Source organism: Shewanella sp. 125m-7, from assembly GCF_052977045.1.
The window spans coordinates 47604-68470 of sequence record NZ_JBRILQ010000009.1 but is presented as its reverse complement, the minus strand read 5'-3'; the positions used below and the strand labels follow the sequence as shown (position 1 = coordinate 68470).

Here is a 20867-nt window from a genome sequence, read left to right as displayed (position 1 = left end):
TTATTGTCCTTGTGATTAGATTGAATACTTAATGTTGAACGAAACATAATCTCGGTCAGCCATTGAATTTGTCGTCCCTACCCCACCAAAGAAGGTGTTGTAAGAGATATCAGCGCCCCAACGACTTTGATAGTCAAAGTTAACGCCTAAAGCCACTGATTTTTTGCCTTCTGTAAACAGGAACATAGGATCTGGCGTGATACCATCAACGTCGTGAGAGAAAATCACTCTTGGCGCAATGTTCACACCGCCCCAGACATTGTTGTAGTCAGCTTTTGCAACGAGGCGATAACCCCAGGCAAAATCAGTTGGGAAAGGATTCGTTTCAGGCCCGTTATGAACCGCCTCAATGATCCCCGGCATGTCAGGGTTACCACCTGAACGAGCAGTTCCTGGACCATTTAGACGCAGCTCATCATGGCTTGGCATATCATGGATCCACACGCCGCCGATTTCTGCCAGCATGGTCAGGTTATCGGTTCCGAAAGTGGGGCCAAATAGATGAGTAAATGTCGTCTGTGCTTGAGTGGTATCTAAACGAATAAAGCCTTCAGCATATTCACCCGGTCCGTAGTTTTCAACTTGTGAAATGCCATCGAAATCGGGACGAATTCCCGCATTGGCTAGTTGTTGTGGCATGGCGGCAAAAAGTAATTCGACATCATCAATCTGTAACGGTTCATCCAAACGATGGGCAATTTCACCCGCAACGGAAGTGTCACCGACTAACGTATTAAAACTCACACCCATCAACTGAATATCTTCAGGGTAAACAATCTGTGCTTTTGAGAACGTCTCAAGTGCTAACAGATCTTCACGCGTCATGGCTTCACCAGACTGTGCTTTGCCACCAAGACGTTGTAAATCGCGAGCTATTGCATCATCGTTAAAGTTTGCCGTAGTACCACTAATAAGTGGACGACGGCTATGGTAGTTCATGTAGTACAAACCAAACTCAGTTTCACCCAACTCCGGTGAGTAATAACCGAGCTTTACCCCCCACTGGCCATCATCACTTGCCGATGCAGGATCTTCGACTAACGTTGCTTTTGTTGGATAAGCCAGTGCAAGTTTAGCCAAATCTGCGGGATCAACAGCAGCAGAACCGACCATACCAACAAGGGTATTGTATTCAGACAACAAGAAGTCGAGATCCATATCTGGGTTTGCGTTAAAACCTAGCTGCGCATTCTGGTAATAACCACCATAACCTGCAAAGTCATTAGTCGAAAAGAATGAACCAGGTGTTGGAACCCAAACAGGCTCCCAATCATATTGGTAGAAACCTTCAACAGATAAATTGTCAGTCACGCCAAATGACGCCCAAACCATACCTTGTGGTCTAAAGGCTTCTTTAAGTTCTGCGCCTGGTGCATTAAGAATATTTAAATCAACTGGATTGATGACACCAATTCCGTGTGCAATCAGTGTGCTTTCTCCCCAAGAGACAACTTGATTACCTACACGAATGGTCAGTGGGTTTGCACCATCGTTAAAGTCAAAGTCAGCATAAACAAAAGCATCTAGTAGACGTATATCTTTACACTGGACTTCTGAAGCTTTTTTATCTTCACAAGGATCGTACTCTTTGCCTGTTAATGGATTGCTATAGCCATAGTCTCCATCATTTGCCTTACGATCGTAAAAATACATACCACGAGCAAATACACCGAAATTCTTATACTTTAAAGAAAGCTCATGTAGTCCTTTAACAATCTCTGAAGTCGTATCACCTTGCGTATATAGCAGATCGGCTAAATCACCGTTACTCGAATAAGAACCAGGTTGCGCCCAAATCTCAGCGGCGCTGTATTTGGTGTTACCGAATGCTGAATAGCCAGACCAATCAAATTGTGGATGATTCACCTTACCGATTTGATTATCCCAATCTCGACCTTCTGTTCGCCAACTTGCACCAGCAGTCCATGTTGAATCGAATGTTCCTTCTACTTCTCCCCAATTAAATGAGACCGCATTGGCCTGATTTGTTATGCCAAAACCGAGCGCCGCGACTATCCCCAAAGCAAGCGTCGACTTATTTAAGCCGTTTTTAACCTTTTTCATTTTAGCTTCTCTCCGTAACCTGCTGGATTCTTTTGTTATAGGAATTGTTAACCAACATGCTGTTAGCTTACAGGTAACACTATTGTTACAGCAATTTTACGAGGCGAGCAAGGTTGAAACATGGAAAATCTTCAAAAGATTTCGTCACTTAAGAGAGAGATTGATGCGGATTGTGAAGGGTGTATTTAAATCAGCATGAGGTAATCTTAGCTAGCAGGGGATGTAGACTAATAAGCGTTTTAATTACAGACACTTACTAGTTCTACTTGAACAAAAGCCTTTTCGTTTAAAGTAATCGTCCGTTTGAAGTAATTACTCTAATTAATTCTAAGGCTAATTAGATTCCCGTGAGCATCGACTGTCATTGCGAAATACGCTTTTATACCACTACTTGTTAAGAAAGGTCGAAAGTGCCTTGCGTTAATCCAAAGCGTACGTCCTTTAACATCAACGACTTCAACCTTATTGACTTCGCCTCTATAGTAAGGAAGAAATTCTTGATAACTAACGTTAAGTGGGAACTGGAATACTTGATGTGATGTCGGCACTGTAAAACTCTCATGAAATATTTGGGCCTCATCCATTGGTTAGATAATGAATGAGGCTCGTAGACAAATTTATATTTTACGCTAACGCCTTAGTGACTTTTTCATATAAATCTTTTGATAACCCATCAATGCACAAAATGCGTTGAAGTTCATTTTTCATTAATCCCTGCCTAGTCGCATCAAACTTCTTAAACTGAATGAGGGGCGTAATAATCCGAGCGGCAACTTGAGGGTTAAGCGTATTCAACTTGATAATCGCATCGGTTAGGAACCGATAGCCTGCACCATCTAGTCGATGAAACTCAAATGTATTCCCAGCTGCAAATGTACCAATCAGTGATCGAACTCGATTAGGGTTATTGAAGCTAAACGCTTGATGCTCAAACAAGGTAATTAATCTATCGATACAGTCGTTACTGGCTAAACAAGCCTGTAATACCAGCCATTTATCCATAACTAACGGAGTATTAAGCCATTTAGTTTCAAACTTCGCCATCACCTCATCACGGATAGGTGATGCTTCATTGTTTAGTGCCGATAATGCCCCTAAACAATCAGTCATATTTTCGGCTAACTCAAACTGAGTCTTGGCTAGGCTGCCGTAACTTTGATCGACTTTGAGCAACAAGCTCAAACACACATTCTTTAGCGAACGACTTGAGGCTTCATCCACGTCTGCTAAATCACGCACTATTGCTAAGAGCTCATCTTCACAACCAGAAGCGATTTCAAGTACCACAAACTCTCTGGCTAGCTGTAGATTGTCGAGATCGACCGATTCTTTTTGCTCAATTAGCGCATTGGCACTAGTTAATGTCAGTATTTCTGCCATCAGCGCTCTATCAAGATCTTGAGACAGGATTACGCCCTTAAATGCGTCCAAGATCCTTGGGTCTATATACATTGCCTGTTTGTTTTGCAGCTTGGCAATATTTTGCCAAACTGATTGACTAAATAACGCAACTGAAGCTTCCCATTTAGCGACTTCACTGCTAGCAAAACGCATGATATGCACCAGCTGCTCAATCGAATAATTAAACTCTAATTTAATTGGCGCAGAGAAGTTTTGTAACAAAGATGGTACCGGTTTTTGTTTCACCTCTTCGAAATTAAAGCTTTGTTTTTCTTCGGTAAAGTCTAATACTTTGCTTACAATTGATTGCCCTTCTACGCCTATAAGCTCAAGATCAAACGGAATATGTAATGGCAACTTATTGGTTTGACTAGGGGTATCTGGTGTCGATTGAGACATAGAGAGTTGATAGATTTCATTAGTCGCATCATAGGACTCTTCTACCGTTACTTGAGGCGTGCCAGCTTGACTATACCAACGTCTAAACTGAGTTAAATCAACCCCACTTGCATCTTCCATTGCAGCAACAAAATCATCACAGGTAACCGCTTGGCCGTCATGACGTTCAAAATATAGCGCCATGCCTTTTTGAAAAGCCGTCTCCCCTAAAAGCGTGTGCATCATCCTGATGACTTCAGCGCCTTTATTATAAACGGTCACGGTATAAAAGTTATTCATCTCAATAACCGACTCAGGTCTGATCGGATGCGCCATAGGGCCTGAGTCTTCAGCAAACTGTTGGTTTTTCATTACTTTGATGGCATGAATGCGATTAACAGCCCGCGAACCTAAATCAGAACTAAACTCTTGGTCTCTAAATACTGTTAAGCCTTCTTTCAAGCTTAATTGGAACCAATCACGGCACGTTACGCGATTGCCAGTCCAGTTATGAAAATATTCATGGCCAACCACAGATTCTATTCCATGGTAATCATCATCAGTCGCAGAGGCTTTATCCGCCAAAACAAACTTGGTATTGAAAACATTCAGGCCCTTATTTTCCATTGCGCCCATATTGAAAAAGTCGACGGCAACAATCATGTAAATGTCTAAGTCATACTCTAAATTGAAGCGACTTTCGTCCCAAGCCATCGACTTCTTAAGCGAATCCATTGCATGATGCGCTTTATTTAAATTACCTTTATCAACAAAAACTTGTAACTTAACATCACGACGACTACAGGTGGTAAAGCTGTCTTCTAATAGGTCAAAGTCGCCTGCAACTAACGCAAAAAGATAAGCGGGTTTTGGGAAGGGATCCTGCCACTTGGCAAAGTGACGACCATCTTGTGTATCTCCTGTTTCAACCAAGTTTCCGTTACTTAATAAATAAGGGAACGCCTGCTTGTCCGCTTCAATACGTACGGTATAAATAGCCAATACATCGGGGCGGTCCAAAAAGTACGTTATACGCCTAAAACCTTCGGCCTCACATTGAGTGCAATATGCCCCATCCGACATATATAAGCCTTCAAGGCTAGTATTTGCCTCTGGGTCTAACTTATTGGTTATCTGCAACTCAAATTCATTGAGGCTCGTGTCAACTACAAGCTCGCCACTGTGCTGCTCATACATTGCCGGCTGACCATTAATCGTAACGCTCAAAAGCTCAATGTCATCACCAACAAGCACCAATGCTTTGTGATGCTCACCTTGACGGGTCACCTTACTAGTAGCAACAACTTGAGTTTCTTTTGCAACAAGAAAAAACTGCAGTTCAATATGGCTAATTTGGAAATCTGGCGCTTGGTAGTCTTTGAGGAATTTAGCTTGTGGCTGGGACATGAATAAACCTCTAATTTATTAAATTTTAATTAAAAAAAACGCGCATTAAGCGCGTTTCTTTATTATCTCTATACGATTATTTTTGATTTTTGGCTAACTTTTCAATATCAGCTAGATCCAAAGTGATGTATGCGGTTTCATCTAAGAAAGCATCAGCAACTTCTACATCATCAGGTATATCATCAAGTGACGTCACTTTTGCTTGGCCTTCACGTACCAGTCTATCGTTAGCACGCACAAGTTGTTTCTTGTCGTTTTCATCACGTTCGGCTAAACGTTCACTCTTAACTAAAGAAACAGTTTTATCATCATGATTTTCTTTAAATTCAGCAATATCTTGGAAAATATAACCAAATTCAACATCAGACTTAATACGATCTTTATGCTTACCATCAAGACTTGTAATCAACTGCGGGTAAATTTCAGCCAAGGTGCCATATTGAGCGACAGGAACCTTGTCCCATGGCAAGGCATTTTCTTCCTCAGCTTCACCATACTCACCAGGCTCTAACGCACTTGGGAACGGAATATCTGGGGTAACACCTTTTAGCTGAGTACTACCACCGTTGATCCGGTAGAACTTTGCAATGGTATATTGCACATGCCCAATCGGTTTTTCGTACATATCATAGATACGGCCTAAGCTCTTATGCTGCTGCACAGTGCCTTTACCAAAAGTAGATTCACCTACAATTAATGCACGGTCATAATCTTGCAATGCCGCCGCAAAAATCTCCGAAGCTGATGCGCTATAACGGTCAACCATAACGGTTAATGGACCGTCATAAGTCACGCGGCCATCATTATCGCGATTTTGCGATACTCGGCCGTTTGCGTCTCGAATTTGTACTACAGGGCCTTGTTCGATAAACAAACCTGTCAGTAGAGTCGCTTCTGTTAATGCACCACCACCATTACCACGAAGGTCTATGATGATACCTTCAACGTTAGCCTCTTTTAATTCTGCCAGCTCTTTAGAGACGTCTTTCGACAAATCCATATAAAAGCCTGGGATCTGGATTACACCAACTTTACGGTTAGCGTAAGGGCCATCTGTAGGCTCAATGACTTTTGATGTTGCCGCTCTATCTTCTAGACGGATCTTATCGCGAACGATAGTCAACTCAAATGTCTTAGCATTTGTGCCACCTTTCTTAGGTAGAATTTCTAGCACAACTTTGCTGCCCTTTGGGCCTTTGATCAATTCGACAACGTCATCAAGACGCCAGCCGATAACATCAACAATGTCTTTACCTTCCTGACCAACACCAATGATCCTATCTTCTGGAGACAGTTTTTCACTCGATGCTGCAGGGCCGCCTGCGACGAGGCTCTTAATCACGGTATAGTCATCATCGACTTGAAGTACGGCGCCAATACCTTCTAGGCTCAGGTTCATTTCCATCTGGAAACGTTCTGCGTTTCTAGGTGAAAGATAACTGGTATGTGGTTCAACAGTGCGGGCAAATGCATTCATCACGCCCTGAAAAACATCTTCACTGTGAGTTTGGCTTAAACGCTTAATTGAATTGTTATAGCGTTTCTCAAGGACTTCAACAATTTCATCCCAGTTCTTTCCCGTTAAGGAAAGGTTTAACGCGTCATACTTAACACGTTGGCGCCACAATTCGTTCAATTCAGCTTGGTTTTTTGGCCAGTTTGCGTCCTTACGATCGTATTCATACTTATCGCCAGGCAGATCAAAAGTCATTTCTTCATCAAGTAACGACAACGCATAGGCAAATCGTTCATAACGGCGCTTCTGAACCAACTCAAACATTTTATAAGCTTGATCTAGGTTACCGCTTTTCAACATATCATCAAATTCGGTTGTATAACCTTTGAAGCTGTCGACATCAGATTGCAGCAAAACATTCTTGCGATAATCTAATTGCTTTAAATAGCGATTGAATACCTGTTCAGAGAAAGCATCATCCATATCAAAGCGATGATAGTGTGAACGAGTGAAAAGCCCTGTCACACGCTTACTGGCAACTTGGTGCTGAGGCTCTTGCTTAAGAGCGGGCAACTCGCTGAATTGAATAGTTGGGCTAACAGCCCATGCCGAGAATCCGACAAATATACCGGCAATAGATACTGCCAGAGAAAGTTTTCGCATCAACAAGTTACTCCTTTAGGTGCTTTTAAGCCATTACAGCAGTATGTGCTCAACTCTAACTTTAATCGTTAAACCTGAGTCTAACTGAACTTGAACATCTTCTTTTTTAATGTCCAAAATCACACCAGCGACTGGCGATCTACCTAATTTGACATTAACACGCTGATTCTGTTTCAGCTCAGCTAAAACAGCAGGGGTTAAGTTCTCAGCTACTACAGGCTCTTTTGCAGGTTTGCTGCTTTGAGCTGGCTTAGGACGTTTAGCTACAGGCTTCTTAACTGGCTTTTTTGCCACTTTAGCAGGGTTAGCCGCCTTTGCTTGCGCAACGCGCTTAGCCTTAGCTTTGTCTTGGCTTTCTTTTAGTGTAGCTGCCGCGTGGTCAATATGCTCTTGTTCGAGTTCACCACAAGCATTGCCATCTAAATCAATACGCTGTACGCCTGCTTTAACGCACTTTAAGTAGCGCCAGCTACTTGTGTATCTTCTTAACGCGATTCTGAGCTGAGTTTTACTGACTTTAGAATCATCAGCTAACCTTTCCGCTAAATCTTGAAACAACCCAATTTTTAATGGCTTAGTTTCACCTTCAGCTATAAAGCATAAAGGAAATGTTTCGTACAAATACGCAAGAATAGCGTTGGTATCGGTCAACTTTTCTGTTGATTCCATCTTTACTTCCACAGTTTAAAAAAGGGACACCACTGACAAGCACTAATGCAAGTATCAGTTAATGTGTCGTTTATATTTGTCTGATCAGAACTCAAATCACAAATGAAAAATCGTTAACATTTGTTTTTTCACTCTAAAACCAAACCTACCTTAGCAACAACAAACTACAAACTCTATCCATTCATTCGCCGAATGTAAACGGGTCTGTTTTTTTTCATTACTCAAACCGCTTATTATAGAGAGGCTTCAAATGATTGCGACCTACAATTAGCGATAATTGGTCGTAGATTAACCAAATAAGCAAATTTCGAGACTTTTAACCAAAGTTTCTATGCCTTGTTGATCAATTTCACTGAATCTTGATAACGATGGGCTATCAATATCTAGCACACCAATAACAGTTCCATTTTGTCTCAGGGGCACAACTAGCTCCGCATTACTCGCACTATCACAAGCAATGTGGCCAACAAATTGATGAACATCTCCGATCCGCTGCGTGGTATTAGTCGCAACAGCGGTACCACACACGCCCTTTCCTACGGGAATTCGCGAACAGGCTACTTTGCCTTGAAAAGGACCGAGTACCAACTGCTCATTTTTCAGCAAATAAAATCCCACCCAGTTAATATCAGTGAGGTTATCATTTAACAATGCCGAAAAATTAGCTAAAGCAGCAATGGAGTCATCCTCACCGCTTAGTAGTGCGAGAACTTGACGATTCAATATGTCATAAAAAGCGTTCACAATTAACATTCCCTAACAGTTTAATCCAGAGGCAGCGTATACAACCACAACATTCTAACAACAAACTGAGGCTATTGAACAAAGAGTTTTATTAAACGTCCTTGTTTTCAGCTTTTTTACTTAATTTCTTTGTTGCTACTTTCTTTTCTAAAGAACCACCTTTAAGTAAAGTCTGTAAGTCTTCTTTATGCTCAGCCAAGAAAAAGCTTAATTTTTCAATATTCGCTTCCTCTAAGCCCAAGTCACTCTTACTTAGGAATGGGATTAGGTTGTCAGCGATATCTAGCATCTTATCGTAGGCGTCAGCCTCCTTTTTAGATGTAAAAGTCATCTTTTCAACCCCTTCTCTAACGACTACAAATTGAGTTACAACGGCCATACCGAACCTCACACTGTTTTTATATACAGTAAAGAGTCTCATAGATTGAACTTCTTATGCAAGTTTTCTTAGATATCTGATAAACTTATCATGTTAATGGACCAATATTTTCAATTGCATACGTGAATTACAAAGCCGATAACATTTGTTTAAGGCTTATTGTGTATGCTTAGGTATAAAAACGGATGGGAATGGAAGCTGTAGATAATAGTGTTACTTTGTGTCAGTCCTGCGACTTAGTCATAAGGAAGCGCGCTCTGCCCACCGGGGTACGAGCTCTGTGTCCACGATGTCACACGCCACTTTACGATACTCCATACTGTTCAATAAACGGTATGCTAGCCCTTTGCCTAACTGCCGTTTTCTTTTATGCGCCGGCAAATCTATACCCGGTATTAGAGCTTGAGTTTCTAGGCAGTATGAGAACGACGACAGTAATTGAAGGCGCGCTCTCTGTTTATCTACAAGGTTATTGGTTAGTGGGGATCGCGGTATTAATTTCCGCAGTTGTCGCTCCAGGTTTATTGTTAATCTCAATTTTGTCTCAAATACTCATCATTAAGCTTGGGCTCCAGTCGCCAATCCTTAGAACAACGTTAAAGCAGTTGTTAAAAATTCAAGGGGTGCTCACGCAGCTGACCATGCTAGAAATTTATGTCATTAGCTTTTTAGTTGCCGCCTTTAACTTAGCCGACTTTGCCAGTGTATCTTTTGGGTTTGGCACATTTTGCTTTACCATGCTGTTTGTTATGACGTTATTTTTAATGCGAGAGTATGATTTAGAGCACATGTGGAGCTTTCTTGATGAGCACAAATGATACACCGACCCTAGGTAAAGACATTGGTTTAACATCTTGCCCAACGTGTCATAAGATAACATGTTGTAAATCCGCAACCTGTAGCCGCTGCGATGCGCCGCTTAAAGTTAGAGATTATGCCAGCGTACAAAAAAGCTGGGCACTACTGATCACTGCGGCGATTTTGCTGTTCCCTGCTAATATTTATCCCATTACGACACTCACCAATCAGGGCCGCATAACCCAAGATACCATCTTTTCAGGCATCGCTCATTTGGTAAAAACAGATATGATCCCTATTGCGATCATTTTGTTTACTGCCAGTATTCTGGTCCCTATTCTAAAAATTGTCGGGCTAACTATCTACCTCTCGGCAATCAGTTTTAAACTGCCTATATCGAAAAAGAGGCTCATGACCGGCTTTCATTTTATCGAATGGATTGGTCGCTGGTCCATGCTAGACCTATTTGTTATTTCACTCACTGTCGCCGTAGTTAATATGGGACAGTTATTAGATGCCAAGCCCGCTCCTGCGGCAACTGCATTCGCCTTAGTTATTTTACTCACGCAGCTTGCTGCAAAAGTTATAGATACCCGTTTACTCTGGGATAGATTGGAAGCTAAAGATGACTCAAGTACAAGCGCCTAAAATCGTAAAGAAAAAGTTATTTTCACCGATTTGGTTACTGCCTATCATTGCACTCGCATTAGGTGCCTGGCTCGGTGTAAAAAGCATACGAGAGTCAGGAATTGACGTTACCATTCATTTTCCTAGTGCTACCGGGATGGACATTGGTAAAACATTAGTTAAGTACCAAGGTCTTACGGTTGGTAAAGTCGTTGATATGAGTATTGATGACGACCTGCAAGGGGTAAATGTAAAAGTGGTGATGGATTATCGAGCTGCTCCTTTTATCAATCAAGGCACTAAGTTTTGGCTGGTTAAACCTAAAGCAACGATTACTGGTATAGAAGGGTTAGACACACTTTTTTCTGGAAACTACATCAGCATCCTACCCGGTAAAGGCGAGTCAAGAACCTTTTTTGAAGCAGAAACCACGGCCCCCGTCATTACCCCAGGTGAAAAAGGCCTTATCGTCCATATTACATCTGAGCAATTAGGTTCGCTTGATGTTGGTTCTCCAGTGTTTTACAGACAAATTCCTGTAGGACAAGTGGTAGGCTACCACCTTGAAGGTGCTAAACAGATCCTTGTAACCGCCTTTATTCAACAACAATATGCTGAGCTGGTAAAAGTTGATTCACAATTTTGGAATGTATCGGGGATCAGCATAGATGCGTCCCTTTCTGGAATCAAAGTCAGCAGTGAAAGCTTAGCCTCAATTCTTGCAGGTGGAATTACCTTTAGTTCACACTCTAGCTCAGAGCCTGCCGAGAATAAACATGAGTTTAGGTTATACAATAGCCAAGATGATGCTTTAGGTGGCATTCAGTTTACACTTCTGGCCAGTGGTGCAGAGTCCGTCTCTAAAAATACGGCTATCGTTTATCGTGGTATTCAAATTGGTCAAGTAACGCAGAAGTCGTTAAGTGATAAAGGCATTGTTTTAACAGCAAGAATAGACAGTACCTATCAAGAATTACTAACCGAAAGTGCAGACTTTTGGTTAGAGGGTGCAGAAATTTCACTTTCAGGTATAAAGCATCCTGAGCGATTAATAACAGGAAGTGTCATTAACTTTATACCGGGCATAGGCGCTGCTAAACAAGAGTATCAGTTATTAACTCAAGCCCCCGAGCCAAAGCATATCGATAAGCTACTCATCGCTTTACATTCAGATACCAACCCAGGCATAAGCGCCGGCGCAGAGATCCGCTACAAGCAAATTAAGATTGGTAAAGTGCTCGATAGTAAACTGAACAATAATTTCACCCAAGTTGAATATCAAGTTGAAATTGATGCTGACTTCTCGAGTCTCGTGAGTAAAAACAGTTACTTTATCGCTGAATCAGCACTTAGTATAGATGCTAGCCTAGAAGGGGTAAAAGTAACTACCCGAGACCTTAACACACTCACAAGTGGTGCGTTAAGCCTTGTTAGAGGCTCAAATAAAGCTCTCACTAAGAGTGGTGATTCGCTGTTCGTCTTCAGTAGCAATGATGAAGCGAACACCTTCTTTAGTAACCAAAACTTGATTAAAAAACGTCTAATCAATCAAGATGCTGCCGACTTATCCAAAGGTTCACCAATCTATTATAAAAAGATGCAAATTGGCTCTGTTGCCAATGTTGAGTGGCAAGCCATAGACAATAACTTTGCCATCGATATCGCTATCCAACGTGACTTTACAAGCTTACTGACTGAACGAACAGTATTTTGGCGCAACAGTGCATTATCAATCAATGCCAGTTTAAGTGGTGTAGAAATCGAAGTCGCGCCGTTAATGGGCGCGTTAAAAGGCGGGATTAGTCTTGGTCTACTTAAGACAGGGCAAGTCGCCAATGGCACAGCCCTTTATGACAACAAATTTCTTGCACTCAGTCAGGCGCGGCAGATCAGGCTCAGCTTTCCAGCAACGGTTAAGTTAGCAAGCAAGGCCTCAATTCGTTATTTGGGCCATAAAGTGGGTGAAGTTGAATCGGTAACCTTAGGCAAGGATTTAAAGCAGCTAAATGTCACAGCCTATTTATATGGTGAATATGCTGCTAACTTTAATCAACTGGACGCAGCTTACTCAATTGTTGACGCAGATATTTCTCTAGCCGGCATAAAGGCGCCAGAAACGCTCATTACTGGCCCTTATATAGAAGTTTTCCCAGGTAAAAGCATATATAAGTCGACCTCTTTTATTGGTCAAATTGAAAGACCCTTTCATAACTTAAACGATGCCCTCACCTTTAACTTAAGTAACACTACCCTAGGCTCAATTAAAGCGGGTACCGCTATTTTCTTTAGAGGGATAAAAATAGGCCAAGTCGATAGTTATGAGTTGTCTGCGCAAGGTACAGGTGTGGTTATGCAAGTTCACATCAACAACAGATATAAACACCTAGTGAACCAAACCAGCGTATTTTGGGATCTATCAGGTGTGAAAGTTGATGTCGGCTTATTTTCCGGTGCGCAAATAGAAACGGGTTCACTAGAAACTATTTTAGCGGGTGGAATTGGCGTTGCGACGCAGGCGACAACCACCGCAAACAATGTAATCTCAGCTCAACAATCCTTTATGTTGAACTCAAAAATAGATCCTGAATGGTTGAGCTGGTCTCCGGTACAAATACCCATCATCCATTAAGTGTGTGACACTATCAAGTAAATTAACGCGAGGCATTAGCCTCGCGTTTTTATCTTACCGCCTTCAATCACAGCAGAACCTATTTAGCCGTAGAACTGATAACAAACCAGTATCGCAGCGATAATCCCCGCTAAATCAGCAAATAATCCACAGGCTAGAGCATGTCTTCCATTGCGGATCCCAACCGCACCAAAATAAACCGCCAAAACATAAAAAGTCGTTTCAGTACTACCTTGTAAAATTGCCGCTAAGCGACCTGCAAAAGAATCTACCCCATAATGTTGCATGGTTTCTAGCATCATTGCCCTTGCCCCAGAGCCACTAAAAGGCTTCATGATTGCAGTAGGCATTGCATCAACAAAACGTACGTCACCACCAGCAAATGCCACTAACCCAGCTATCAGCTGTAAAAGATAATCAAGCGCGCCAGATGCTCGCAGCAATGCAATTGCCAATAACATAGCAAGCAGATAAGGGATAAGCTTTATTGATTGGGCAAAGCCGTCTTTGGCGCCTTCTATAAACTCATCATAAACAGCAACTTTTCGTATTCCAGCAACCAATACAAAGCTAAAAATAAGCAGTAATAAAATCCCGTTGCCAAGACCTGTACTCACTTCACCGATGGCCGATACAGTTAGCGTACTTAAATAAAACACCAAACCAATAATTGCAGATAAAATCGCCCCCGCGTAGCCAAGTACAACCGCATTAAGTAAAGACAGCCTTTGCACTAGGGCAACAACCGTCAAACCCGCAAGGGTCGACGCCGTTGTCGCAAGTAAAATCGGTAAGAAAATATCGGCTGGCGAAGCCGCCCCTTGTTGGGCACGATACAGAAATACCGTCACAGGTACTAAGGTAATCGAGGAGGTATTTAGGACTAGAAATAAAATCTGAGCATTGGTTGCCACGCTCTTATTAGAGTTTAGGGTTTGCAGATCTTGCATCGCTTTCAAACCTAACGGTGTGGCCGCATTATCAAGCCCCAGCATATTGGCAGTGAGATTCATGGTTACACTGCCGTAAGCCGGATGCCCTCTTGGTACTTCCGGCATCAATTTAGACAAAAGCGGCTCAAAGATTTTCGAAAACAAGGCTACAACGCCCGCTTTTTCACCAACACGCATTAACCCCATCCATAGAGACAATACGCCTACCAAGCCTAGCGCGATTTCAGCGGCTAACTTTGAACTTGAGAATATGGCACTCACACTTTCAGAAAGCACTTGAGTTTGGCCCGTAAGCACTTGCGCCAAGATCGCAATTAATGCTGTTGCAAAAAAGCCAAACCAGATCTTATTTAACACCCAAGTTCCCTCTTATCAGTTATTTAATCTGTTATAATCCCATTACTTTACCGCATTATCTTCGACATATGGCTCATTTTAATCAGAATTTTCTCGATAGCATTGAACGCGACCTCCCATCTCACCTCTCAATGGAAGACTTTATTGCCTACAGCAATAAACCACTGCGTCTTTCTATTCGGGTTAATACGCTCAAAATTAGTACCGAAAACTTTATTAATTTGATGTCAGCAAAGGGCTGGAGCTTTGATGCAATCCCTTGGTGTAACGATGGTTTTTGGATAAGCCTAAGCAATGATGTACAGCTAGGTAATACTATCGAGCACTTACAAGGCTTATTTTATATTCAAGAAGCCAGCTCAATGCTACCTCCAACAGCGCTATTTAACTCAAAACCACTAAACGAGTGTTCGCTTAATCCGTTAGCAGATACTCGCGTACTGGATATGGCGTCAGCACCGGGGTCAAAAACCACACAAATAGCCGCACTGATGAACAATCAAGGGCTATTAGTTGCAAATGAATATTCAGCAAGCCGTGTAAAAGTGTTGCACGCTAACGTTGCGAGAATGGGCGTTTCTAACTGTGCCCTCACCCATTTTGACGCGAGAGTATTCGGTGAATATCTATTCGAAACATTTGATTCGATTTTACTCGACGCGCCTTGTAGTGGCGAAGGCACCATTCGTAAAGATCCTGACGCGTTAAAAAACTGGGATAATAATGACAACAAAGGCATTGTTGCCACTCAAAAAGCCTTAATAGAATCCGCATTTCTTGCCTTAAAGCTCGGTGGTAGCCTAGTGTATTCGACCTGTGCCTTGAGCCGCCAAGAAAACCAAGACGTCTGTCATCACTTAAAGGCGACTTTTGCTGAAGCGGTAGAGTTTATGTCTTTAAATGAACTATTTCCCCATGCTGATAAGGCCTGTACCGAGGAAGGCTTTTTACATGTATGGCCACAAATTTACGATAGCGAAGGTTTCTTTGTCGCCAAAATCCGTAAAGTGTCGGCGGTACCACGTACTCTTGCTGAGCCTAAAACGCAAAAGAACTTCCCATTTTCTGCAGCAAAGACAAAACAGATTGATGAATTAACGGCGTATTTTAAAGATACCTTTGCGATAGAGTTACCCATAGATGGCACTATTATGGTTCGCGATTTAGAGTTTTGGTTATTTCCTAAAGCGGTTCTGCCGCTCATAGGTAAGATGCGCTTCCAGCGAATAGGGATCAAGCTCGCAGATGCATTGAAGAAAGGCTATAAAGTACGACATGAAGCTATCTTAGCATTGTCATCACCGACCCGATTTGAACTGAGCGACGAACAAGCTAAAGAGTTTTTAATGGGGCGTGATATCAGTGTAGCGGAAAAAGTTAAGCCTCAAGGAGAGGTCATTGTCAGCTATGCCGCTAATCCACTTGGTGTTGCCAAGCATCTAGGCAATAAACTGAAAAACAATCTTCCCCGGGACTTAGTCAAAGATAAGATTGCACTTTACCCATAGAAACACAAAAAGTTACATTTGGGTGGTGTTGACCGCAAAATAACCACCCATTATCTCTAATGCTAGTCTACACTCTATATCATTAGTCTTTAGCAGAGATGCAAACGTACCTTATTTTACCTAGCGGTAATAACAGTAGCGCACGGCTCCTAGTGAGCCATTCCCCTAGACCCAGAACAATTGGAATAGTTTTGGGTCTTTTTTTGTCTGCCATTTAACCCGCTTAAAGTGAATTAACGACCCGTTAAGCGAGCGGCATCTTTAAACAAGTTAAAGAAGTTATCAGTGGTGTATTGTGCCAAGTCTTGATACTTTTCACCTCTAAGCTCAGCGACAAACTCTGCCACATCACGCACAAATGCAGGTTGATTCTCTTTACCACGGTGAGGTACTGGCGCTAAATAAGGCGAGTCGGTTTCGACTAACAACCTCTCTTTAGGCACCTTTCTGATCACCGTTCTTAAATCACCTGCATTCTTGAAGGTCACAATACCGGATACTGAAATGTAAAAACCTAAGTCGAGAGCTTCTTTGGCCATTTCCCAACTTTCGGTAAAACAGTGTAAAACGCCGCCAACGCTATCAGCATTGCCACGCTTTAAAAAGTTAATCGTGTCTTCTCGTGCATCACGAGTATGAATAATCAAAGGTTTGTTCACTTTAACAGCCAAGTCTATTTGCTGTTCAAAGCACTGTTGCTGCAGAGCTTTAGTTTCATTAGCATAAAAGTAATCGAGACCCGTTTCACCAATCGCGATAACTTTCTCATCGCGGGCAAATCGCTCAACTTCCTCAATGTTTAAACCGTCTTGAACATCTAGTGGATGTACACCCGCTGATAAAAAGACCTCATCAAACGCTGCCATTTTCTGCTTCATATCAGTAAAGCCCTGCTGCCTAACATTGACACATAAAAAATAGGCGATATCACGCGCTTTGGCTGCGGTAATGATTTCTTGGAGTGACGCCTGATCGGGCGCAGTTTTTAGGCGGTCTAAGTGACAATGTGAATCGATAAGCACGGAGAAAATCCAACAAACAACAAAAAGGACAGCAAGTCTAACCAGCTACATGGTGCAGGTCAAATCTCCTGAGGCCAACTCTCTTGAAAGTAGTTGCTCGATATGGTGTTTATGAAAGTCAGGCTCAGACAGGATTTTAACCCCGACTCCTGCTGGACGCCCACCCGATGCGCCCAATGGGTTAATCCATATCACAGAGCCTTTAAATTCGTGATGCTGTAAGCCCCCTGGTAGTTGATAGCGAACCATGATTTCTTGTCCAAGAGTGAAAATTTCAACACTACTAATAAACATGCCAATAGGCTTGATAAAAGGCATATAGGCTCGGTAAAGCTGTTGTAAAGATTCAAATTTGACAACAAGATTAGTCATAGATTTTTATTGGCTCATTAGCTGATGATACTCGATAGTTAATCCCTCAAATAATGCTAACGAATTAACGTTTGGCATCACCGACAAGCGCGTTTCTATTAGCATCACTTTAGCGGCAAAATTCGCTAGTAGTGCTCTAGTTATCGGGTCAATATCTTGCTTTTTAACTAGAATACGATGCAGCACTAAATATAAAACGTTTAGCGCATCAGAAATTTGCTTTTCATTAACATTTATTAAACTATCACACAGGTGCCCAGACGACAAACTTTGTAGCCAACCTTTTCTATATGCGACCAACTCCTTGTCACGCCCACTTTCTACCGCAGAGAGAATAGCTAAAGGCCCACCAACTACAGGTAAACACCAAGTTAGATCCTCATCTGTTGACAGCTGATTTTTAAGCCATTCTTTCACTACGAACTTACTGGGTAACTCTAAATGCAAACGCTGACAACGGCTGCTAATGGTTGCAAGCAAACGACTGGGTGAGTTAGCTTGTAAGAACAAAATCGTGTCTTTACCTGGCTCCTCTAGCGTCTTCAGCAATGCATTCGCCGAGGCTTGATTTAAACGTTCGCTATTTAAAATCACCGCGATACGTTTACCGCCTTGCTGCGGTGTCATGGTTAGCTTTTGACAAAGAGTGCGGATTTGGTCCACTTTAATCTGTGCACCATCAGCTTCAACTCGATACAAGTCAGGATGGTTGTTCGCTTCAATAAGCTGGCATGATTTACAAAAACCGCAACTGCCTGATTGCCCTACTTGGCTGCAAAGTGCAGCCTTGGCCAGCTCCAGCGTTAATTGTTCTCCACCATAGCCAGTATCCATGCCAATAAGGTAAGCATGACCTACCCGCTTAGTTTGTAACTGCATAGAGAATGTCTTGATAATGTCTTGCAGCCAAGGAAGCAATGTCATCTTACCAACTCTGTTGCTGCAGAAGCGCGATAATGTCTTTGTGAACTTCTGCCATGCTTTGGCTTGCATCGACAATTTTTATTGAATCATCGCTATCAGCAAATGACAGAAAGGTTGCACGAGTTCGATCGAAAAATTCAATCTCTTGCTGCTCGATGCGATCTAACTCTCCACGACGCGCAGCGCGCTCTAGCCCTAGCTTAGGATCAATATCTAGATAGAGGGTTAAATCAGGTTTAAAGCCTTTAAGTGTTGCATCACTAATGGTAGAAACCAGTGGCATTAGGCCTCGACCGCCACCTTGATATGCCAGTGACGACAAATTGTGCCTATCGCCCAACACCCATTCACCTTTGGCTAACGCAGGTTTAATCACGTTTGCCACAAGTTGTGCTCTAGCGGCATAAAATAGCAGGCATTCAGCTTCATCACACAAAGGATCGGCTTCATTGGCTATTTTAACCAAATCTCGCATTTGTTCAGCCAGTGGCGTACCGCCGGGCTCGCGTGTGCAAATGGGTGCTTGGCCAGTCTGCTTTTCAATAAAATCTCTAACCAGCGCGATAGCGCTTGATTTACCCGCCCCTTCAAGTCCTTCAATCACGATAAACTTGGCAGAATTTTCGGTTTGTGTATTCATCGATTTCTCTGATATTTATTTACTGCACGGTTATGTTCGGTCAGCGTTTTCGAAAAAATATGGCTACCATCATTTCGTGACACGAAATAAAAGTAATCAACGTCAGCGGGATGCGCTGCGGCCTGTATCGCGGCTAAACTAGGCGCTGCAATAGGCGTGGGCGGTAGGCCATTAATTCTATAGGTATTAAATGCCGTAGTTTCACGTAGATCTTTACGGGTAATATTGCCCTTGTAATTATCACCCATACCATAAATAACTGTCGGATCGGTTTGTAACCGCATGCCTTTACGTAAGCGGTTAACAAATACAGCCGCAATCCAAGGGCGCTCGCTGGCTTTACCTGTCTCTTTTTCAATAATTGACGCTAATATGAGCAATTCATATGCTGACTTTAACGGTAAATTTTTCTGCCGCCCCTGCCACGCTTTCTCAAGCTCTGTCTGCATCTTCAGATAACTTTTGTTAAGTAACGCTTTATCCGTGCTTTGCGCTCGATAGTGATAAGTGTCAGGGAAGAATTTACCTTCAGGCAGCCCAGACTCGTCACCATTAGCGCGCAAAACCTGCGTAAACACATCAGGCTCTTGCAACAACCGACTTTGTTGATCTAATACCAGACGCCACTCTTTAACCGTTTGCCCTTCTAATAGTGTCACCCCGAAAGATTTTTCTTTACCACTGATAATTTTGGCCAATAAGCTATTAACCGTATCCGTTGGTAATACGTCATAAAGGCCAGAACGAATATGAGCGAGCTCAGGTTTTAGACGTACCAACCACTTAAGCTTCCATCCATCATCAATCAACTGTTCTGTTTCTAATACAGTAATGAACTGAGTAAATGTGGTGCCACGTTTCAAGGTTAGCTCTTGTGCAGAAGTCACTTGTATTGGTTGTTCGCCATAAGCTAGCAGAGTCTGATAGCCCCAATATGCCCCTATTGCGCCCAATGTTAATAATGTAAAACCGCTAGCGAGTAGACTAATTATTATTTTTTTCATAGTGTCAGACTAAGATGTTCTCTTAAACTTGATGTCCAAATTGCTCGGTCAAAGGTGAAATTGTCGATAGCAACCACGTCAACAACCTCAAAGAGGCTGTTGCTGATAAACACATGCTTAACTTGGCTTAGTTTATCGTAAGCAATATCGGTTACTTCAATCTTATGACCCATGTGTAAAAGTTGATAGATCACTTGCTCACGCATCATACCTGCTACACCCGAATAGCTTATCCTCGGTGTAACGAGCTTATCATCAAAAACAAAAAAGATATTCGCCATTGATGACTCTACAATATTTCGATTTGAATCCAGCACTAACCAGTCTTGAGAATGACTCGGTAATGCCGCAGACTTAATTAGAACTTGTTCCAAACGATTACAGTGCTTAATCCCCGCAAGCTTGGGTTGCCTACCAAGTAAGACATCTGAGCATGTTAAACTGATGCCCTGTTGTTGCCAATTTAGGTATTGTGCAGGTAACGCGCTAACAGACACAACCTCTGTCACGTTAAGCGCATTTTGTGATGCTGCTCCGTCAAAAACTACATTAGGTCTATTTAGCGGCACACTGTAGCCACGCCCGCCTGTCCCACGAGTCAACAGCAATTTAATGCAAGACTGTGGATTTACTTTTGCCAACGTAGTGAGTTGCGCGCAAAGCGCTTTTGACGGGGTCCACTGAAAACCTAAACGAAAAGCGCCTTGAGTAAGGCGCTCCATATGGGCTGAAAAAAACTGGATCTCACCTTGATTTACTCGCATTGTCGCGAATAAACCGTCACCATAAGCTAAGCCCCTATCTAGGGGATTAACGCTCATGCTGGCCTGTCCATTTATCCAAACCTCAGGCATTAGCAAAGCACGCATCAA

The 20867-nt window shown here is 42.4% G+C and carries 18 protein-coding genes; 4 read left to right on the top strand and 14 right to left on the bottom strand.

Annotated elements, in window-relative coordinates; translation table 11 throughout:
* Positions 1–15: 15 nt before the first annotated feature.
* The 7 genes from ACVBIL_RS06445 to ACVBIL_RS06415 form a co-directional block, all read right to left on the bottom strand.
* Positions 16–2064: a DUF1302 domain-containing protein gene (locus tag ACVBIL_RS06445; RefSeq protein WP_447166158.1), complete on the bottom strand. Its 2049-nt coding sequence runs from the start codon at positions 2062–2064 to the stop codon at positions 16–18.
* 317 nt (positions 2065–2381) lie between these two features.
* Positions 2382–2612 (bottom strand): DUF2835 domain-containing protein, encoded by a 231-nt coding sequence (locus ACVBIL_RS06440; RefSeq protein WP_447166157.1) that lies wholly within the window; start codon positions 2610–2612, stop codon positions 2382–2384.
* 76 nt (positions 2613–2688) lie between these two features.
* Positions 2689–5250, bottom strand: coding sequence for an aminopeptidase N (gene pepN, locus ACVBIL_RS06435; protein WP_447166156.1), 2562 nt, complete (start codon positions 5248–5250; stop codon positions 2689–2691).
* A 76-nt stretch (positions 5251–5326) separates the two neighbouring features.
* A complete protein-coding gene (prc, locus tag ACVBIL_RS06430; protein WP_447166155.1) occupies positions 5327–7369 on the bottom strand; it encodes a carboxy terminal-processing peptidase in 2043 nt (680 codons plus the stop codon).
* A 33-nt stretch (positions 7370–7402) separates the two neighbouring features.
* Positions 7403–8038 carry an RNA chaperone ProQ gene (gene proQ / locus ACVBIL_RS06425; RefSeq protein ID WP_447166154.1) on the bottom strand — a complete coding sequence of 212 codons (636 nt, stop codon included), beginning with the start codon at positions 8036–8038 and terminating at the stop codon, positions 7403–7405.
* A 288-nt stretch (positions 8039–8326) separates the two neighbouring features.
* Positions 8327–8791 (bottom strand): GAF domain-containing protein, encoded by a 465-nt coding sequence (locus tag ACVBIL_RS06420; RefSeq protein WP_447166153.1) that lies wholly within the window; start codon positions 8789–8791, stop codon positions 8327–8329.
* An 82-nt stretch (positions 8792–8873) separates the two neighbouring features.
* Entirely contained in the window at positions 8874–9161 is a 288-nt protein-coding gene (locus ACVBIL_RS06415; RefSeq protein WP_447166152.1) for a YebG family protein, read from the bottom strand.
* Positions 9162–9346: 185 nt separating this feature from the next.
* On the opposite strand from ACVBIL_RS06415, the gene ACVBIL_RS06410 reads away from it, so the two are divergent.
* From ACVBIL_RS06410 to ACVBIL_RS06400, 3 genes are read left to right on the top strand one after another with little or no spacing between them, the layout of a single operon-like run.
* Positions 9347–9979, top strand: a complete 633-nt coding sequence (locus ACVBIL_RS06410; protein ID WP_447166151.1) for a paraquat-inducible protein A — start codon at positions 9347–9349, stop codon at positions 9977–9979.
* Complete coding sequence (locus ACVBIL_RS06405; RefSeq protein ID WP_447166150.1) at positions 9966–10607, top strand: paraquat-inducible protein A; 642 nt, start codon at positions 9966–9968, stop codon at positions 10605–10607. Before ACVBIL_RS06410 ends, ACVBIL_RS06405 begins: the two co-directional genes overlap by 14 nt.
* Positions 10585–13215 carry an MlaD family protein gene (locus ACVBIL_RS06400; RefSeq protein WP_447166149.1) on the top strand — a complete coding sequence of 877 codons (2631 nt, stop codon included), beginning with the start codon at positions 10585–10587 and terminating at the stop codon, positions 13213–13215. The genes ACVBIL_RS06405 and ACVBIL_RS06400 overlap by 23 nt, the downstream gene beginning before the upstream one ends.
* Before the next feature lie 83 nt (positions 13216–13298).
* Here ACVBIL_RS06400 and ACVBIL_RS06395 read toward each other — a convergent pair whose 3' ends face one another.
* On the bottom strand, positions 13299–14525 hold the full coding sequence (locus ACVBIL_RS06395) for a nucleoside recognition domain-containing protein (RefSeq protein WP_447166148.1): 1227 nt from the start codon (positions 14523–14525) through the stop codon (positions 13299–13301).
* A gap of 68 nt (positions 14526–14593) precedes the next feature.
* Between ACVBIL_RS06395 and rsmF the strand changes: the two genes are divergently transcribed.
* Positions 14594–16033, top strand: coding sequence for a 16S rRNA (cytosine(1407)-C(5))-methyltransferase RsmF (gene rsmF / locus ACVBIL_RS06390; protein WP_447166147.1), 1440 nt, complete (start codon positions 14594–14596; stop codon positions 16031–16033).
* A gap of 233 nt (positions 16034–16266) precedes the next feature.
* Here rsmF and ACVBIL_RS06385 read toward each other — a convergent pair whose 3' ends face one another.
* Genes ACVBIL_RS06385 through pabC form a run of 6 tightly spaced genes read right to left on the bottom strand, consistent with a single transcriptional unit; the run spans position 16267 to position 20849 of the window.
* Positions 16267–17055, bottom strand: a complete 789-nt coding sequence (locus ACVBIL_RS06385) for a TatD family hydrolase (protein ID WP_447166146.1) — start codon at positions 17053–17055, stop codon at positions 16267–16269.
* A gap of 45 nt (positions 17056–17100) precedes the next feature.
* On the bottom strand, positions 17101–17427 hold the full coding sequence (locus ACVBIL_RS06380; RefSeq protein WP_447166145.1) for a PilZ domain-containing protein: 327 nt from the start codon (positions 17425–17427) through the stop codon (positions 17101–17103).
* A gap of 6 nt (positions 17428–17433) precedes the next feature.
* Positions 17434–18351 carry a DNA polymerase III subunit delta' gene (holB, locus tag ACVBIL_RS06375; protein ID WP_447166144.1) on the bottom strand — a complete coding sequence of 306 codons (918 nt, stop codon included), beginning with the start codon at positions 18349–18351 and terminating at the stop codon, positions 17434–17436.
* Position 18352: 1 nt separating this feature from the next.
* Positions 18353–18991 (bottom strand): dTMP kinase, encoded by a 639-nt coding sequence (tmk, locus tag ACVBIL_RS06370; protein WP_447166143.1) that lies wholly within the window; start codon positions 18989–18991, stop codon positions 18353–18355.
* Positions 18988–19995, bottom strand: coding sequence for an endolytic transglycosylase MltG (mltG, locus tag ACVBIL_RS06365; RefSeq protein ID WP_447166142.1), 1008 nt, complete (start codon positions 19993–19995; stop codon positions 18988–18990). The genes tmk and mltG overlap by 4 nt, the downstream gene beginning before the upstream one ends.
* Positions 19992–20849 carry an aminodeoxychorismate lyase gene (gene pabC / locus ACVBIL_RS06360; RefSeq protein ID WP_447166202.1) on the bottom strand — a complete coding sequence of 286 codons (858 nt, stop codon included), beginning with the start codon at positions 20847–20849 and terminating at the stop codon, positions 19992–19994. The genes mltG and pabC overlap by 4 nt, the downstream gene beginning before the upstream one ends.
* Positions 20850–20867 lie beyond the last annotated feature (18 nt).

Excerpts from the sequence above, each read along its gene's own strand:
- ACVBIL_RS06445 (WP_447166158.1), bottom strand. The coding sequence starts at position 2,064 with ATGAAAAAGGTTAAAAACGGCTTAAATAAGTCGACGCTTGCTTTGGGG.
- pepN (WP_447166156.1), bottom strand. The coding sequence starts at position 5,250 with ATGTCCCAGCCACAAGCTAAATTCCTCAAAGACTACCAAGCGCCAGAT.
- prc (WP_447166155.1), bottom strand. The coding sequence starts at position 7,369 with ATGCGAAAACTTTCTCTGGCAGTATCTATTGCCGGTATATTTGTCGGA.
- proQ (WP_447166154.1), bottom strand. The coding sequence starts at position 8,038 with ATGGAATCAACAGAAAAGTTGACCGATACCAACGCTATTCTTGCGTAT.
- ACVBIL_RS06420 (WP_447166153.1), bottom strand. The coding sequence starts at position 8,791 with ATGTTAATTGTGAACGCTTTTTATGACATATTGAATCGTCAAGTTCTC.
- ACVBIL_RS06415 (WP_447166152.1), bottom strand. The coding sequence starts at position 9,161 with ATGGCCGTTGTAACTCAATTTGTAGTCGTTAGAGAAGGGGTTGAAAAG.
- ACVBIL_RS06410 (WP_447166151.1), top strand. The coding sequence starts at position 9,347 with ATGGGAATGGAAGCTGTAGATAATAGTGTTACTTTGTGTCAGTCCTGC.
- ACVBIL_RS06405 (WP_447166150.1), top strand. The coding sequence starts at position 9,966 with ATGAGCACAAATGATACACCGACCCTAGGTAAAGACATTGGTTTAACA.
- ACVBIL_RS06400 (WP_447166149.1), top strand. The coding sequence starts at position 10,585 with ATGACTCAAGTACAAGCGCCTAAAATCGTAAAGAAAAAGTTATTTTCA.
- rsmF (WP_447166147.1), top strand. The coding sequence starts at position 14,594 with ATGGCTCATTTTAATCAGAATTTTCTCGATAGCATTGAACGCGACCTC.
- ACVBIL_RS06380 (WP_447166145.1), bottom strand. The coding sequence starts at position 17,427 with ATGACTAATCTTGTTGTCAAATTTGAATCTTTACAACAGCTTTACCGA.
- holB (WP_447166144.1), bottom strand. The coding sequence starts at position 18,351 with ATGACATTGCTTCCTTGGCTGCAAGACATTATCAAGACATTCTCTATG.
- tmk (WP_447166143.1), bottom strand. The coding sequence starts at position 18,991 with ATGAATACACAAACCGAAAATTCTGCCAAGTTTATCGTGATTGAAGGA.
- mltG (WP_447166142.1), bottom strand. The coding sequence starts at position 19,995 with ATGAAAAAAATAATAATTAGTCTACTCGCTAGCGGTTTTACATTATTA.
- pabC (WP_447166202.1), bottom strand. The coding sequence starts at position 20,849 with ATGCCTGAGGTTTGGATAAATGGACAGGCCAGCATGAGCGTTAATCCC.